At 70.1% G+C, this 15791-nt stretch carries 17 protein-coding genes; 7 read left to right on the top strand and 10 right to left on the bottom strand.

The features are described 5' to 3' along the window. Nucleotides 1-6: 6 nt before the first annotated feature. Nucleotides 7-432, bottom strand: coding sequence for a PPOX class F420-dependent oxidoreductase (locus tag ABZ342_RS04915; RefSeq protein WP_360468806.1), 426 nt, complete (start codon nucleotides 430-432; stop codon nucleotides 7-9). Between the two features lie 185 nt (nucleotides 433-617). On the opposite strand from ABZ342_RS04915, the gene ABZ342_RS04910 reads away from it, so the two are divergent. From ABZ342_RS04910 to ABZ342_RS04895, 4 genes are all read left to right on the top strand, one after another. Then, complete coding sequence (locus ABZ342_RS04910; RefSeq protein ID WP_155548089.1) at nucleotides 618-1148, top strand: MarR family transcriptional regulator; 531 nt, start codon at nucleotides 618-620, stop codon at nucleotides 1146-1148. Beyond that, nucleotides 1145-3751 carry an MFS transporter gene (locus ABZ342_RS04905; protein WP_155548090.1) on the top strand — a complete coding sequence of 869 codons (2607 nt, stop codon included), beginning with the start codon at nucleotides 1145-1147 and terminating at the stop codon, nucleotides 3749-3751. The genes ABZ342_RS04910 and ABZ342_RS04905 overlap by 4 nt, the downstream gene beginning before the upstream one ends. Then, nucleotides 3748-4569, top strand: coding sequence for a YceI family protein (locus tag ABZ342_RS04900; protein ID WP_155548091.1), 822 nt, complete (start codon nucleotides 3748-3750; stop codon nucleotides 4567-4569). Before ABZ342_RS04905 ends, ABZ342_RS04900 begins: the two co-directional genes overlap by 4 nt. A 130-nt stretch (nucleotides 4570-4699) precedes the next feature. Further along, nucleotides 4700-5368: a DedA family protein gene (locus ABZ342_RS04895; RefSeq protein WP_155548092.1), complete on the top strand. Its 669-nt coding sequence runs from the start codon at nucleotides 4700-4702 to the stop codon at nucleotides 5366-5368. A gap of 3 nt (nucleotides 5369-5371) precedes the next feature. On the opposite strand, the gene ABZ342_RS04890 is transcribed toward ABZ342_RS04895, so the two are convergent. The 8 genes from ABZ342_RS04890 to ABZ342_RS04855 form a co-directional block, all read right to left on the bottom strand. Continuing rightward, entirely contained in the window at nucleotides 5372-5785 is a 414-nt protein-coding gene (locus ABZ342_RS04890) for a VOC family protein (protein WP_360468802.1), read from the bottom strand. Between the two features lie 182 nt (nucleotides 5786-5967). Next, the gene (locus ABZ342_RS04885) at nucleotides 5968-7011 is read right to left on the bottom strand and encodes a 2OG-Fe(II) oxygenase family protein (protein ID WP_360468800.1); all 1044 of its coding nucleotides are present in this window, start codon (nucleotides 7009-7011) and stop codon (nucleotides 5968-5970) included. Between the two features lie 72 nt (nucleotides 7012-7083). After that, the gene (locus ABZ342_RS04880) at nucleotides 7084-7824 is read right to left on the bottom strand and encodes an SDR family oxidoreductase (RefSeq protein WP_360468798.1); all 741 of its coding nucleotides are present in this window, start codon (nucleotides 7822-7824) and stop codon (nucleotides 7084-7086) included. Further along, the gene (locus tag ABZ342_RS04875) at nucleotides 7821-8456 is read right to left on the bottom strand and encodes a nucleoside/nucleotide kinase family protein (RefSeq protein WP_155548095.1); all 636 of its coding nucleotides are present in this window, start codon (nucleotides 8454-8456) and stop codon (nucleotides 7821-7823) included. Before ABZ342_RS04875 ends, ABZ342_RS04880 begins: the two co-directional genes overlap by 4 nt. Then, nucleotides 8453-9286 (bottom strand): PfkB family carbohydrate kinase, encoded by an 834-nt coding sequence (locus tag ABZ342_RS04870; RefSeq protein ID WP_155549373.1) that lies wholly within the window; start codon nucleotides 9284-9286, stop codon nucleotides 8453-8455. The genes ABZ342_RS04875 and ABZ342_RS04870 overlap by 4 nt, the downstream gene beginning before the upstream one ends. A 2-nt stretch (nucleotides 9287-9288) precedes the next feature. Continuing rightward, a complete protein-coding gene (locus ABZ342_RS04865) occupies nucleotides 9289-10098 on the bottom strand; it encodes an ATP-binding cassette domain-containing protein (protein ID WP_360468795.1) in 810 nt (269 codons plus the stop codon). Then, the gene (locus ABZ342_RS04860; protein WP_360468793.1) at nucleotides 10095-11096 is read right to left on the bottom strand and encodes an ABC transporter permease; all 1002 of its coding nucleotides are present in this window, start codon (nucleotides 11094-11096) and stop codon (nucleotides 10095-10097) included. The genes ABZ342_RS04865 and ABZ342_RS04860 overlap by 4 nt, the downstream gene beginning before the upstream one ends. Then, nucleotides 11093-12109: a substrate-binding domain-containing protein gene (locus ABZ342_RS04855; protein ID WP_360468791.1), complete on the bottom strand. Its 1017-nt coding sequence runs from the start codon at nucleotides 12107-12109 to the stop codon at nucleotides 11093-11095. The genes ABZ342_RS04860 and ABZ342_RS04855 overlap by 4 nt, the downstream gene beginning before the upstream one ends. A 119-nt stretch (nucleotides 12110-12228) precedes the next feature. Between ABZ342_RS04855 and ABZ342_RS04850 the strand changes: the two genes are divergently transcribed. The 3 genes from ABZ342_RS04850 to ABZ342_RS04840 all read left to right on the top strand — a co-directional run bounded on the left by ABZ342_RS04850 (nucleotide 12229) and on the right by ABZ342_RS04840 (nucleotide 14757). Then, nucleotides 12229-13266: a LacI family DNA-binding transcriptional regulator gene (locus ABZ342_RS04850; RefSeq protein WP_360468789.1), complete on the top strand. Its 1038-nt coding sequence runs from the start codon at nucleotides 12229-12231 to the stop codon at nucleotides 13264-13266. A 69-nt stretch (nucleotides 13267-13335) separates the two neighbouring features. Further along, nucleotides 13336-14202 (top strand): substrate-binding domain-containing protein, encoded by an 867-nt coding sequence (locus ABZ342_RS04845; protein ID WP_360468787.1) that lies wholly within the window; start codon nucleotides 13336-13338, stop codon nucleotides 14200-14202. 33 nt (nucleotides 14203-14235) lie between these two features. Continuing rightward, nucleotides 14236-14757, top strand: a complete 522-nt coding sequence (locus ABZ342_RS04840; protein ID WP_360468785.1) for a GNAT family N-acetyltransferase — start codon at nucleotides 14236-14238, stop codon at nucleotides 14755-14757. Here the strand turns inward: ABZ342_RS04840 and ABZ342_RS04835 are convergent. After that, nucleotides 14722-15744 (bottom strand): glycoside hydrolase family 76 protein, encoded by a 1023-nt coding sequence (locus ABZ342_RS04835; protein ID WP_360468783.1) that lies wholly within the window; start codon nucleotides 15742-15744, stop codon nucleotides 14722-14724. The genes ABZ342_RS04840 and ABZ342_RS04835 overlap by 36 nt on opposite strands. Nucleotides 15745-15791 lie beyond the last annotated feature (47 nt).

Below are 15791 nucleotides of genomic sequence, written 5' to 3'. Positions count from 1 at the left end.
ACACCCCTACCGGACCAGGCCCAGCAGCTTGTCGACGTGAATCCGCAGCAGCACGCGCTGGTCGCTGACCATCGCGTCGCGGTACTCGTCCCAGTCGGGGTGCTCGCCGGCCGCGAGGCGGTAGTAGTCGACGAGGGCTTCGACGGTCTCGTCGTCCCGGGAAGCGGCCGGCGCCGTGAGCGAAGCACGCCCCTCCACGACGACGTAGCTCCAGCCGTCCTCACTGCCCACGTGGTAGGTCACCCGCGGGTCGCGGCGCATGTTCTTCGTCTTCGCCCGCGTCTCGGTGATGGACGCGATGATCGTGCCCGTCTCCGCGTCGTAGTGGTGCGTGATCGTGGACAGCTGCGGCCGCCCGTCGCGGCGGATCGTGGCCAGGACGCCGTGGCGGTGCGCGGCGAGGAAGTCCTTAAACGCTGTGTCGTCCGTCATAGCTGTACCAACCGGACGTCGCCGGGTTTGTTCCGGGAGCCCCCGGGAGATCTGCTTGCATACGACAACTAAAGTGTGTTCCGACACATCGAACTGCCCTCCGCTTGCATAACCGCTAGTGAAGGCACATCCTTGCCTGAGGCAACTAGTTGCAGCCGCCAACCAACGCCGTTGAAGGATCCCTCATGGCACCGAACAGCTCCGCCACCCGGCCCAAAGCCGAACTGGACCTCGCCGACCAGCTCGGGCACGAGCTCGTCCGCCTGGTCCGGCTGATCAACAAGGCGAAGTCCCAGGTGTCCAAGCAGGGACCGGACGGCATCGAGCGGGCGGCCTACGCGATCCTCTTCACCCTCATCCACGAGGGCCCGCAGCGCACCAGCCGGCTCGCCGAGTCGCTCCACTCCGAGATCTCCACGATCAGCAGGCAGTCGAGCTCGCTCGTCCAGCACGGCCTGGTCGAGCGCCAGGCCGATCCCGAAGACGGCCGGGCCTGCCTGCTCGCCCCGACGAACGAGGGCATGCGGGTGTTCGAAGAGAACCGCAAGCAGCGCAACCAATGGCTGGCCGACGTGCTCGGGGACTGGACCGAAGGGGAGATCCAGACCCTGAACAAGCTGTTCGGCCGACTCAACACAGGTATCGAGAACCACTCTCCACAACTGGCCGACGCGAACGCGTCCGCCGGTGCACCGGCCAAGGGGGCCAACGCATGAGTTCCACCACCGAAGCAGTCGCTCAGCCCGAGGTGGGGCAACCGCCCCGGCTGAGCCACCGCCAGATCGTCACGATCCTGAGCGGCCTGATGTGCGGCATGTTCCTCGCCGCGCTGGACCAGACGATCGTCGGCACGTCGATCGTCAAGATCGCCAACGACCTGCACGGCTTCGACCTGCAGGCGTGGGCGACCACGGCGTACCTGATCACCTCGACGATCGTCACGCCGATCTACGGCAAGCTCTCCGACATCTACGGCCGCAAGCCGTTCTACCTGGCCGCGATCACGATCTTCGTCGCCGGTTCGCTGGCCTCGGCCTTCGCGCAGTCGATGTACCAGCTGGCCGCGTTCCGCGCGGTGCAGGGCCTCGGCGCCGGCGGCCTGATGTCGCTGGCCATGACGATCCTGGGCGACATCGTGCCGCCACGGGAACGGGCGAAGTACCAGGGTTACATCCTGGCCGTGTTCGGCTTGTCGACCGTGCTCGGCCCGGTGCTGGGCGGCTTCTTCGCCGGCATCGAGCACGCGGGCAGCATCTTCGGCTACGACATCCACGGCTGGCGCTGGGTCTTCCTGATCAACGTCCCGATCGGCATCCTCGCGCTGTTCGTCGTCGCCCGGGTGCTGAACGTGCCGCACGTCCCCCAGAAGCACAAGATCGACTGGTGGGGCGCCCTCGCCCTGGTCGTCGCGGTCGTGCCGTTCCTGATCGTCGCGGAGCAGGGCCAGAAGTGGGGCTGGGGCGACGGCAAGTCGATCCTCTGCTACGTCGTCGGCGGTGTCGGCGTGATCGCGTTCATCGCGATCGAACGGTGGATGAAGGACGCCGCGCTGATCCCGCTGCGGCTGTTCAAGAACTCGACGTTCACCGTGGCGATCATCGGCGGTGTCATCGTCGGTGTCGCGATGTTCGGCGCGATCACGATGATCCCGCAGTTCATGCAGGTCGTGCAGGGCTACACGCCGACCGAATCCGGGTTGCTGATGCTGCCGCTGATGGCGGGCATCATGCTCAGCTCGATCGTCTCCGGGCGGATCACCGGCAAGACCGGTCGCTACAAGGTCTTCCCGATCGTGGGCACGCTGATGATCGCCGCCGGCGCGTTCTTCTTCGCGCAGGTCGATTACGACTCGCCGCTGTGGCACCCGCTGGTCGCGGCCGCCATCATCGGTCTCGGCCTCGGCCAGTGCATGCAGACGCTGATCATCGCGGTGCAGAACGCGGGCCCGCGCAGCGACATGGGCGTCTCGACCGCGTCGGCGACGTTCTTCCGCCAGATCGGTGGTACCGCGGGTGTCGCGATCTTCCTGACGGTCCTGTTCAACACCCTGATGCCCAACATCACGAAGGCGTTCGGCGGCCAGCTGCCGGCCGGCGCGGGCGCGAACATCGGCAACCTGTCCGAGAACACCAGCGTGATCCAGTCCCTGCCGGACGCGATCAAGACGCCGATCCTGGTCGGCTTCACCGAGTCGATCACCACGGTGTTCTACATCGCGGGCGCGGTGGCTCTGCTGGCCACGGTGGTGCTGCTGTTCATGAAGGAGATCCCGCTGACCAACGCGGCTCCGGCCGCGGCGACCATGGAGGGCGGCGAGGCGCTGCTCGACGAGCACGAGCACGACTTCGCCGACGAGCCCACCGAGATCGTCGAGCCGGTCAAGCCGGTCGACCGCGAGCCGGCACTGGTCGGCGGCGGGAAGCACGCCTTGAGCACCAACGGGCACGGCGACTACCAGGCCGTGTCGGGCGCGCTGCCGATGCCGATCACGAACTCCGTCTCCGAGTCCGAGCTCGACGCCCCTGTCGGCGCGGGCGGGGTGCCGGTCGTCGGCCACGTCCGCCGTCAGGACGGCAGCCACGTGTCGGGTGCGGCGCTGACCCTGATCGACCAGCGCGGCCGCCAGGTCGCGCGGGCCACCGGTGCCTCGGACGGCAGCTACTCGGTCCCCAGCCAGGGTCCGGGCGCGTACGTCCTCATCGTGTCGGCCCACGGCCACCAGCCGCAGGCCTCCAGCGTCGTGATCGGCAACGGGCCGGCGACGGTCGACGTCACGCTCACCGGGTCCGGCGAGCTGACCGGCACCGTGAAGGCCGCCGCGACCGGTTCGCCGCTGCCGAACGTCACGGTGACGCTGACCGACAGCCGCGGCGAGGTCAACGGCGCGTTCATCACGACGACGGACGGCACCTACGCCTTCGTCGGGGTCGGCGCCGGGGCCTACACCCTGGTCGCCAGCGGTGCGGGCCACCGGCCCGTCGCGGTGACGCTGACCGTGCCGGACAGCGGCGTGCTGCGCCACGACGTCGAGCTGTCCAGCTCGGTGCAGCTCAGCGGGGTCGCCCGGACCGAGGGCGACCGGGTCGTCCCGGACGCGCGGATCACCGTCCTCGACGCCGAAGGCAACGTCGCGGCCGTGGCCCGGACCGACGGCGAGGGCCGCTACCTGGTGAGCGACCTGCCCGCGGGTGCGTACACCGTGGTCGCGAGCGGCTACCCGCCGGCGACCAGCCAGGTGGAGCTGACCGGCGGCGAGGCGGGCCACGACGTCCGGCTGAGCTACGACCAGGCCCTCGACGAGCTGGTCGACCGGTCATGACCGGCCTGCGCGCGACCTTCCGCACGGCCGAGGGCTGGGCGGTGGAGCACGCGGTGCTCACCGTCACGGACCCGGCCGGGCGGCAGGTCGCCCGGCAGGCGGCGGACGTCCGCGGCGAAGTGGTCACCGACGCTCTCGCGCCGGGGACCTACACCGCGGTCGTCACGGCGGCCGGGTACACCCCGATCGCCCGGATGACCCAGGTCGCCTCGGACGGCTCGGCCTCGCTCGGCGACGTCGTGCTGGCCCCGGTCGCCGAGGCGATCGACCTGCCGCCCGCCGGGCCGTGGACGATCGACCCGATGCACTCGTCGGTGGTCGCGACCGCCCGGCACCTGGGCATCGCGAGCATCAAGGCGCGGTTCCCGGACGTGTCCGGCCGGATCGAGATCGGCCGCCCGGCCGAGCGGTCGTCGGTGCACGCCGAGATCAAGGCGGCGAGCATCGACACGAACATCCGGATGCGCGACGACCACCTGCGCTCGCCGGACTTCCTCGACGTCGACGTCCACCCGGTCATCACGTTCACGAGCACCGGGCTGCGCCAGCGCGGCGTGGACTCGTGGACGCTGGCCGGCGACCTCACGCTGCACGGCGAGCGCCGCGAGATCGAGCTGGAGCTGACCTACGGCGGCTGGGGCCCGGACCCGTGGGGCGGCGTGCGCGTGGCGTTCCACGCCGAGACGACGCTGCACCGGAACGACTTCGCGATCAACTACAGCGCGATGGTCCGGGCCGGCGTGGCGGCGGTCGGCACGGTGGTGAAGATCGAGCTGGACGTCGAAGCGGTCCAGGGCGAGTCGCTGCCGCAGTTCTGAGTCTTGCTTCATGAAGGCCCTCTCACCGCTGGTGAGGGGGCCTTCACCGTTCGTAGATCCTGAATATCCCGCAGCGCTCGATTCGACCGTTCGCCGTGGGCCGTTCACTTCGGCCACGTAGGCTCCTTGTGTGAACGTCGTGAGCTTCGAGGCCGCGGGCGTCGGCGTGAGCTGGCTGGACACCGCCGGTCCGCTGCTCGTCTGGGTGATCGTGCTGAGCTTCGTGCTGGTCGAATGCGCGCTGATCATCGGGCTGTTCCTGCCCGGCGACTCGCTGCTGTTCGGCGCCGGCGTGGTGCTGGCCCAGCACGGTTCGGACGCGAACGCGTGGTTCCTCTCGGGGGCCGCGCTGATCGTCGCCGTGCTCGGCAACCAGATCGGGTACTACATCGGGCGCACGAGCGGCACCAAGCTCATCGCGCGCCGCGACGGCAAGGTGCTGAACCGGCAGGCCCTCGACCGCGCGCAGCGGTTCCTGGACCGCAGGGGCTTCTTCGCGATCGTGGCGGCCCGCTGGATCCCGTGGATCCGCACGCTGGCCCCGCTGATCGCGGGTGCGGCGCGGATGGACCCGCGCCGGTTCATGGCGGCGACCGCGCTGGGCGGCCTGCTCTGGGTGCCGACGCTGGTCCTGCTCGGCTACTACGGCGCCGGCCTGCTGGACACGCTGCCGTGGCTGAAGACGGCGGCGCTGTGGATCAGCATCGCGTTCTTCGTGGTCGGAACCGGGTACGGCGTGCTGCGCTACCGCCAGGAGATGCGCCGCCCGGTCGAAGAGCGGGACGACGCGCGGGCCTGAGCGTCAGAGCTCCGGGTCCGCCCAGATCTCCAGCTGGATGCCGTCCGGATCGCGGAACACGACGACCTGCGATCCTTCGAACGTCCGCGAAGGCGCGGCCGGCAGGTAAGACACCCCGAACTCGGCGAGCCGGCACTCCCACTCGGCCAGCTCGGTGGTCGTCCGGACCCGGAAAGCGACGTGGTCGAGCCCGGTTCTGCGTTCGTCGAACCCGCGTCTTCCGGTGTCCGCGTGCTGGACCAGCACCACGGAGAACTCGTCCCCGGCGGACCGGAGCACGACCTTGCGCAGTCCCGTGTCCGGCTCTTCGCGCCGGATGACCTCCTCGAGGTCGAGGACGCGGACGTACCAGGGCACGCTGCGGTCCACGTCGGTCACGGTGAGCGCCAGATGGTGCACGGACATGAGTTTTGCCATGGCTTTCGAAGCCGTCCTTTCGCGTGGCGGCTCCCCAGAGTTGCACAGCGTTCGCCGACCGAAACCAGGGTGACCAAGTTCCCGGTCCGATCGTGATCTCGCCGTCTCCGGACGTCTCAGCAGGCGGACGGAACCTACCGCCGGTCACACCCGTCTTACGGATGGTGACCGGCGGTGACGGGTCAGCCGCTCAGGCTCCGCGCCCGGAGACGGTCGAGCGTGACCAGGCGCTCTTCCCGGTGGATCCGCTGCGTGGTCACCCGGTCCGGGTAGCAGCGGGTGAACATGTTCGTGAAGTGGGTGCCGTAGTGGATGTACTCGTCGCTGCCGTCTTCGCTGCTCAGGGGGCGGACCGTGGCACCGAACGACGGCTCGTGGAAGTACGCCAGCGTGTACCGCTCGCGCGTCGCGAGCCGGACCTTGTGCGGCGTCGACAGCAGCCGGCCACCGGTGAGGAACTGGAGGATGTCGCCGGGGAAGACGGTGAACACGCGCGGCTCGGGCTCGACGAAGTGCCACGGCTCCTCGTCCTGGTACATCCCGGCCGTGCTCTCCTCCGGCAGCCAGTTCCGGTTGCGCGGTTCACCGGGCACCGGCGGCCGGATGAAGAGACCCCCGACGTCGTCCTGGGCGGCGATCACGAGCAGGCCGTAGTCGGTGTGCGCGCCGATTCCGCGTTCGGTCGTCGCGGAGCGGGCCGGAAACCGCAGCACGCGCATGTGGTGCCACCCGTTTCGGGTGAGCCAGGTCAATTGATCCAAGTCCGCCCCCAATCCGAGCGCGACGAGTTCCAGCAGTTTTTCACCGATTTCCCCGACCTCGTGGAGATAGTTTTTCATCGCCGCCCGGTAATCCTCGTCCGGCCAGGGCACCGGCCCGTGGCACGGCCAGCCTTCGGCCACGCGGGTGTCGGCGAGCGGGACATCGGGGCACACCGTGAAGATCTCGGAGTAGTCGGCCTCGCCCGCGGTCACCTCTTCCCCGGACGCGATGTAGCCGCTGTAGGTCAGATCGCTGACGAACTTCGCCTTCTCGGGCAACGATCCGGCGAAGAACCGCCGGCTGGCAGCAAGCGCTTCCCCGGTGGTCCGGTCCTGCTCCGCCGTGGCGGCGACCTGGAAGATCCCGTCGGTCTCCCAGGTGCGGACCAGCTGACGGCCCAGTATTCGATCAACAGTCGTCCCGCTCACCGAATCAGGGAGCTCGAACGTACGCAACGCGGTCATTTCCTGTTCACCTTTCGCGCGGTTTCGGGAACGTCCACCACACGAATAGCAGGAATTACCGGTTCACAGGGATCAACGGCCGCCACCGACGTCGAGCACCGCTCCCGTGGTGAACGACGACGCCGGCGACAGCAGGAACAGCACCGCTTCGGCGATTTCGGCCGGCTCCCCGGCGCGCCCCATCGGGATCTGCGGCGCGTACTTCGCCATCCGGTCCGGCAGGCCGGCCGCCTCGTGCAGGCCGGTGTGGATCATCCCGGGCGCGACGGCGTTGACCCGGATGCCCTCGCCCGCGACCTCCTGGGCGAGCCCGAACGTCAGCGTGTCGACGGCGGCCTTCGACGCCGCGTAGTGCACCCACTCCCCGGCCGACCCGGTCCGCGCGGCCGTCGAGGAGATGGTGACGATCGCGCCGCCGTCGCCGCCGTACCGCGTCGACATCCGGCGGACCGCCTCGCGGCAGCACAGGAACACGCCGGTGACGTTGACGTCGAGGGTCCGCCGGACGACCTCGACGTCGTAGGAGTCGAGCCGCCCGGGCGTGTTGCCGACGATCGCCGCGTTGTTGACCAGCGCTTTTACCGGCCCGAGCCCCTCCGCGGCGTCGAACAGCGCACGGACGTCGTCCTCCACCGAGACGTCCGCGCGGACCGCCAGCGCCTGACGGCCGTGCGAACGCACCTCGTCGGCCACCGCGAGAGCGGGCGCGGATTCGCCGGAGTAGTTGACCACGACGTCGTAGCCGCGCGAAGCCGCCAGCGTGCAGATGGCCGCGCCGATCCCCCGGCTGCCACCCGTGACGATGAGAGTCAAATCGCGAAGTTCGCCAGCGGCAGGTTCTCCAGCACCAGGTCCGCGCGGTCGCGCGTCTGCGAGATGAGGTCGGCGTTGCGCTGGTCCGAGCCGAGCGCGCGGCGGCGGGCCTCGACCAGCGAACGGCCGTAGCGGCGGTGGCGCGACACCAGCCGTTCGATCCGCTCGGGCTCGTCCGGTGCGAGGAACCAGGCCTCGGTGAGCAGCGGCCGGATGGCGCTCCACGGGTCGTCCGGCAGAAGCAGGTAGTTGCCCTCGGTGATCACCAGCTGGACCTCCGGCGGCACGGCCACCGCGCCGGCGATCGGCTCCTCGATCTCGCGGCGGAACTCCGGCGCGTAGACCGTCTCGCGGCCTTCGGCGAGCCGCTTGATCATGTGGTAGTAACCGGCCGCGTCGAACGTGTCCGGGGCGCCCTTGCGCTCGGTGCGCTCCAGCCGGCGCAGCTCGACCTGCGCGAGGTGGAAGCCGTCCATGCCGACCACCGCGGCGCGCGAGCCGAGCGCGTTGGCCAGCGCCCAGGCCAGCGTGGTCTTGCCCGACGCGGGCGCGCCGATGATGCCCAGCACGTTGCGCTGCCCGCGCACGGTCAGGCCCTCGGCCCGGGCCAGCAGGTCGTCGAACGCCGTCATGTCCTGTTCCTTCCTGCGATCGCGGTCGTCCACGACCGCGGTCCCACCTGCCGCACCCGTTCGGCGGCCACCTCGTTGGCGAAGCGAATCCGGTCCGTCACCGTCGGTTCGCGCGTCACGGCCACGGCGAGCGCGCCGTGCCAGACGTCGCCCGCACCTAGTGTGTCTCGCGCTTCGACGCTCGCGACAGGCACCTCACCCGAGCCGCCGTCCGCAGTGGACCATCGCACCGGGCGGGGCCCCGCGGTCGTGATGACGGTCGGGACGCCGCGCTGGTGGAGGCCGGGTTCCGGGGCGCGGAAGTGCGCGGAACACGCGGCGATGCCGACCAGCGGGAGGAGTTCGTCGAGCACGGGTTTCCAGCTCCCGGCGTCGAGCACGACCGGCACGCCGTCGGCGTTGGCGGCCTTCGCGACAGCCAGCGCGAGGTTCGGGTGGTGGCCGTCGACGAGCACCACGTCCGCGTCCAGCGTGCCGCTCCAGGTGACTTCGGAGCCCGCCGCGTTGCGCGAGACGACCGTGCGCTCGCCGTCGCGTTCGCGGACGGCGACGGCGCTGACCGGCGGCGGATCGGACCGCGTGGGATCGAGGTCGACGACCCGCACGCCACAAGCTTCGAGGTCGGCGCGGGCGAGCGCCGCCAGCGGGTGTGCACCGAGGACGGTCAGCAGGGTCGCCTCGGCGCCGAGCGCGGCGGCGGTCACCGCGGCGTTCGTCGCGGGCCCCCCGGCCGCGACGTCCACCCGCAGCGACTGCACCTTCTCGCCCGGCGCCGGAAGCTCGTCGACCCGCTGGACGACGTCCACGGTGCACAGCCCCGCCAGCAGCACTCTCACGTCAAGCCGGCCACGTGTGTCGCGGCTGCCGCCTCTTCGATCTCGCCGTTTTCGTTGAGCCGCAACGCACCCGTGAGCAGGCCGACGACCTGGTTCATCGTGTGCGTCTTCGGCGAGACGACCGCGACGCGCTTGCCGAGGCGGTGCACGTGGATGCGGTCGGCGATGTCGAAGACGTGCGGCATGTTGTGGCTGATCAGCACCACCGGCAGGCCGCGGTCGCGGATCCGGCCGATGAGGTCGAGCACCTTGCCGGACTCGGCGACGCCGAGCGCGGCGGTGGGCTCGTCCATGATCACGGCCTTGGTGCCGAACGCGGCCGCGCGGGCAACGGCGACGCCTTGGCGCTGACCACCGGAAAGCGTCTCGACGGGCTGGGAGATCGACTTGATGTTGACGCCCAGCTCGTCGAGGATCCGCTGCGCCTCGGACCGCATGGTCGCGGTGTCGAGCTTGCGGAACAGCCCGAGCGGACCCTTGAGCCGCTTTTCCCGGCCCAGGAACATGTTCGACGCGATGTCGAGCGCGGGCGCGACGGCGAGGTCCTGGTAAACCGTCTCGATCCCGTAGTGGCGAGCGTCCAAAGGGGACTTGAAGTGGACGGTCTGACCGTCCACTTTGATCTCGCCCTCGTCCGGGATCACCGCTCCGGACAGGGCTTTGATGAGCGACGACTTCCCGGCGCCGTTGTCCCCGACCACGGCGAGCACCTCTCCGGGCAGCAGGTCGAAGTCGGCGCCATCGATGGCGGTCACCCGGCCGTAGCGTTTCACCAGGCCACGGGCCTGCAGGATCGGTTCGGTCATGACTGCTGCTGCCTCCTCGCGATCCGGTCCACCACGACGGCGGCGATGAGCAGGGCGCCGGTGGCGAGGTCCTGGTAGTTGCCGTCCACGTTCATCTGCGTCAGCCCGGACCGCAGCACGGCCACGACCAGCGCGCCCATCAGCGTCCCGAGCACCGAACCGCGGCCGCCGAAGAGGCTCGTCCCGCCGAGGACGACGGCGGTGATCGAGTCGAGGTTGCCGAGCTGGAACTGGTTCGGGTCGGCGTTCGGCGTGCGGCCGAGCGCCTGCCAGGCGGCGATGCCGAAGGTCAGCCCGGCCACGATGTAGACCGAGAGGACCGTGCGGTTGACCTTGATGCCGGACAGCCGCGCGGACTCCGGTGCGTTGCCGACCGCGTAGACGTGCTTGCCCCACGCGGTTTTCGTCAGCGCGTACCAGACGCCGAGGTACATCAGCAGCGCCAGCGTCATGCCGTAGGTGATCGGGATGCCGCCGAAAAGGTAGCGCTTGGTGCCGAGCCACTGCAGCACCCCGTCGGTCACCGGGACGGCCTGGCCGCCGGCGATCAGCTTCGAAACCGCGGTCAGCATGGTGAACGTGCCGAGCGTGATGATGAACGCCGGGAGCTTGACCCGCGTGGCGAGCCCGCCGATGAAGATGCCGACGATGATCGTCAGCACGACGCCGGCGAGCAGCGCGACGAAGCCGTTGGTGCCCGCCGCGGCGAGCTTCGCCATGATCAGCGTCGCGACGACCAGCGAGGCCGCGTTGGACAGGTCGATGCCCGCGATGAGGATGACGAGCGTCTGGCCCAGCGCGAGCGTCCCGACGACCAGCGACTGCTGGACCACCGTGGACAGGTTGTCGAGGTCGAAGAACGTGTCCGTGGCCAGCGAGAACACCACGATCGCGACGACCAGCGCGAGCGCCGGACCGACCGCGGGGGCTCGGAGGAGGAACTCGCCGAGCGACTCACGGTCCTTTGTGTCCCTTGTGGACACTGTCGCCGTCGTCATTTCTTTCCTCCCCAGCAGTTCTGCAGGCCCCACGCGGTGTCGTGGCTTTCGACGCCGGGCAGCGGCTTGTCGGTGATCACCGCGGACCCGGTGTTGACGAAGCCGGTCGGCTTCTTGCCGGTCTTCGCGTAGTCGACGGCCGCGAGCACGCCCTGTTCGGCCATCTTCTTGGGGAACTGCATGACGGTCGCGGCGTACTGACCGTCCTTGACGTTCTGGACGCCCTCGCAGCCGCCGTCGATCGAGCCCATCACGATCTGGCCGGTGAGCCCGCGGGCCTTCAGCGCCGCGTACGCGCCGCGGCCCATCGGCTCGTTCATCGAGTAGACGGCGTTGATGTCCGTACTGCGCTGGAGCAGGTTCTCCATGCCCTGCTGGGCGAGGCTCTGGTCGCCGTTGGCCGCGGTGTGGCCTTTGATCTCCGGCGAGCCGTCGGTCAGCCCGATGCCCTTGAGGAACCCGCCGTGGCGCTGGGTGTCGACCGAGCTGCCTGCCGTTCCGTCGACCATGAGCAGCTTGGGCGGGACGCCCTTGAGCGCGGCCTTGACGTAGGCGCCCTGCTGCTCACCGGCGGCGAAGTTGTCGGTGGCGAAGGTGGCGTCGACGGCGTCGGGCGGTTCGGTGGCGGTGTCGAGCGCGATGACGAGGATCCCGGCGTCGCGGGCGTCCTTGATCGCCTTGAGCACGCCGGTCGACGAGCTGGGGGTGATGAGGATGGTGTTCGCGCCCTGCTGCACCAGGTTCTCGATGGCGCGGACCTGGCCGTCGTTGTCGCCGTCGAACTGGCCGGCGAGCGCGCTGAAGTCGGCGCCGTTGGCCTGCGCGGCCGCTCTGGCGGAGTTGCGCAGTTCGACGAAGTAGGGGTTCGTGTCGGTCTTGGTCACCAGGCCGACCTTCGCTTTGCCGCTCCCGCCGGTGTTCGTGCTGCCACCCCAGTGGCGTTCGACGGTGCAGCCGGTCGTCGCGACGAGCACGGCGGCCAGTGTGAGTGCGGTGAGACTTCGCTGTCTCATGGGTTCCCACCCCTTAAAGAAGACACGGTGTGATCGGGTGCTTGCCGATGGTCGGGAAGGTAGACAGACTGCACCGCGTACGCAAGCGTTTGCGCAAACGCTTGCCGGAAAGGATTGGCATGCCCCAGCCGAGATCATCGCGGCCGACCCAGCGGGACATCGCCGAGCTCGCCGGCGTTTCGATCACGACCGTGTCGCACGTCGTCAACGGGACGCGGGCGGTCGCGGAGGACACCAAGGCGGCCGTCCTCCGGGCGATCGAGACGACCGGCTACACCGGCGACGCGATCGCCCGTTCGCTGGTCACCGGCGGGACGCGGTCGATCGGGATGGCCATCTCGCTGGTGGCCAACCCGTACTTCGCGACGCTGATGCAGGCGATCGAGCGGGAGGCGTCGGCGCACGGGTACACCGTGCTGCTGGCCGACACGCACGACACCGCCGGCACGGAGCGTGACACCGTGCGGGCGCTGCGTTCGCGGCGCGTCGACGGCCTGCTCATCACCCCGGCCCCGGGCGACGGCCCGGTGATCGGCGAGCTGGTGTCGCTGGACGTGCCGACGGTGCTGATCGACCGGCTGACCACCCGCGCCGACGTCGACCAGGTGGGCACGGAGAACATCCAGGCGACGTCGGCGCTGACCGCGCACCTGGCGACGCTCGGGCACCGGCGGATCGGGATGATCAGCGGCACGCCCGGGCTGTCGACGAGCGAGGAGCGCGTGCTGGGCTACCGGCTGGGGCTCGGCCGGTCCGGGCTGACGTGGTCGGCCGACCTCGTGGCCTGCGGAAACTCGTCGCACGAAGGGGGCTCGCTGGCGTTGAGCACGCTGCTGGCGCTGCCCGAGCCGCCGACGGCGCTGGTCGTCGGGAACGACAGCATGATGGTCGGGGTGCTGCACGAAGCGCGGCGGCGGGGCCTGCGCATCGGGCGTGACCTGCCGGTGGTGGTCTACGACGACGTCGAGTGGGCGGACCTGGTGGACCCGCCGCTGACGACGATGGCGCAGCCGATCGAGGAGATCGGGCGGCAGGCCGTACGGCTGCTGCTGGCCCGGATCAACGACCCCGCGCGCAAGGCCGAGACGGTCCGGCTGCCACCCACTCTGCGTCACCGTGAGTCGTGCGGCTGCCCGCCGGTTCACTCACATAAGTGATTCTGGGGTCCTAGCGCTTCGGCGTGAGCGCTCAGCGGATACCTTTCGGCTGAGCGTCTGCGAGGGCTTATGACCGCACTATCGCCAGAGCTCCGGTTGTGGGACCCCCCGGTCACCTACCGGATCGGCGTCGCGATGGGTACGCACGCGAACCCTTACTCGGGTGAGCTGCTGCGCTCGATCAGGGCCGCCGCCGCTCAGGCGGGGTGCGACGTCACGCTGGCGGACACCGGCGACACGGCGAGTGAAGAGGATTCACTGGTGCGCGCGCTGCGAGCGGACCTCGTGGACGGCGTGTTGCTGGTGCCCTCGACCGGCGGCGAAGCGGTGATCAACGGCCTGGTCCGGATGGGCGTGCCGACGGTGCTGGTCGACCGCGTCGCCGCCCGCAACGACGTCGACCAGGTGGGCACGGAGAACGTGCACGCGGTGGCGTCGCTGGTCCGTCACCTGGTCGAGGGACGCAACCGCAAGATCGGCCTGATCTCGGGCGACGAGAGCCTGGACATCAGCCGCGAGCGCGTCCGCGGCTACCGGCTGGGCCTGGAGCAGGCGGGGCTGCGGTACAACCGCGAGCTGGTGGAGTGCGGGTTGTCGACGTCGGGCGGAGCGGCACGGGCCACGGCCAAGCTCCTGGACGGCTGGCCTTCCCCGACTGCACTGGTGGTGGCGGACGAGTCGATGCTGGTGGGCGTCCAGTACGAGGCCCACCGCCGCGGAATCCGCATCGGCTCGGAGCTGGCGGTGGTCGGCTACGGCGACATGGAGTGGGCCCGCCGGGTGAGCCCGGCGGTGACAACGTTGGCCCAGCCGGTCGCCGACATCGGACGCCGGGCGGTGCAGCTGCTGCTGTCCCGGATGGCCGACCCCGACCGGCCGCCGGAGACGGTGTCGCTGACGCCACGCTTCTTGCACGGCGCCTCCTGCGGCTGCTGACCACTCCCGGCCCGGGCGCGGGAGAATGGGCCGGTGATCCGGCTCGCGCACACCGCCCAGCTGCCCTCCGCCGACCTCGATGCCGTCCGGGCTCTGCTCGAAGGCGCGTTCGCCGACTTCGACCTTCCGGGCTGGGAAAACACCCTCGGCGGGATGCACGCCCTGACCTTCGACGGTGACGACCTGGTCGGCCACGCCTCGCTCGTGCAACGCCGGCTCCTGCACGGCGATCGCACGCTGAACACCGGCTACGTCGAGGGCGTCGCGGTGCACCCGGACCACCGGCGGCGTGGGGTCGCGAGTGCGTTGATGGCGGCGATGGAGGACCTGTTGCCCGGGTACGAGGTCGGCGCCCTGAGTGCGACCCGGGCCGGGGCGCCGCTGTACGCCGGACGGGGCTGGCAGCAGTGGCGGGGACCGACCTTCGCCCTGACGCCTGCGGGAGTGCGGCGCACCGAGGACGACGACGGCGGGGTCTACGTCTTCCCCGGCCGGGCCTCGCTCGACCTGGACGGCGCGCTAACCGCCGACTGGCGGGCCGGCGACGTCTGGTGACAGCGTTGCCGCGGCCTCCAGCAGCATCCAGCCGCCCACCTGGACCGACATGTCGCGCTCCGGGGCGTCCTCCGGCAGTGGCAGCAAAGGCGCCGGGCGGTCCCAGAACGCGCTGAACACCGGCCCTTCCGCCGCGCCCGACCAGCAGGCCTCCGCGGAGTCCAGCACCAAGGACCGCGCCAGAGAAGCCTCCGGACCGGGCAAAGCACGCGCTGCCAAGGCCAGGTACCGGGCCAAGATCGCCGCGAACAGCCCGCCGTCGCCACCGCCTTGGCCGCGGATCACCCCTCCCGGGGCGCAATGCGAAGCCACCGCCCGCACCGTCCGAGCTGCGTCGTCCACTAAGGACAGTTCCAGGCACGCCCCGAGGTAAACCCCTTGGCAGTACGTGTAGATGTGCTTGACCAGCTCGCCCGTGTCCGTGCGGATGCCGTCCAAGACCAGGCCGGTCGCGGGATCGACCAAAGTGGACGTCATCCAGTCCGTCATCTCACGAGCGCGGGAGAGATTTCCCGACCGGGCGTGGAAGATCGCCGCCGGGCCGTTGGCCGGCGCGTTCTTGAACTCGTCGCCGACGCGCCACCAGATTCCGCCGCCCGCCGCGGACGTCCAGCCCGACAGCAGCTGCGTGTCGATCGCCGCGACGGCCGGGCCGACGTCGATCCCAAGACGCTGAACCCGTTGCAGCGCAAGGCCGAGCCAGGCGATGTCGTCGTAGTACTCGTTCGTCCAGCGCCCGAAGTTGCGCAACCGCACCGAACGCACGAACGACCGGATCAGGGCCAAGCGCGAAGCAGACGGAGACCGCAGCTGAGCGTCGACCAGCGTGTCCAGCAAATGGGCCTGCCACCAGTAGTTCCAGTGCCAGTGCAGCCGCTGACCGGCCGATGCCGGCCAGCCGCTGCGGCCGAGGACCGTGCCGGGCAGCCCCCAGACGCGGCGGAGGTGCCGGGCGGTCACCGCGCGTTCGGCGGCCGAGACGTCCATGGCGCAATCCTGCCTTGCCCATCGACATACCGCTCGGTATGTTGAGA

Origin of the sequence: Amycolatopsis sp. NPDC005961, assembly GCF_040629235.1 — a bacterium.
GTDB classification, from domain to species: domain Bacteria; phylum Actinomycetota; class Actinomycetes; order Mycobacteriales; family Pseudonocardiaceae; genus Amycolatopsis; species Amycolatopsis camponoti.
Note: the sequence above shows the minus strand (reverse complement) of the source record. Positions and strands in the feature narration are given on the sequence as shown.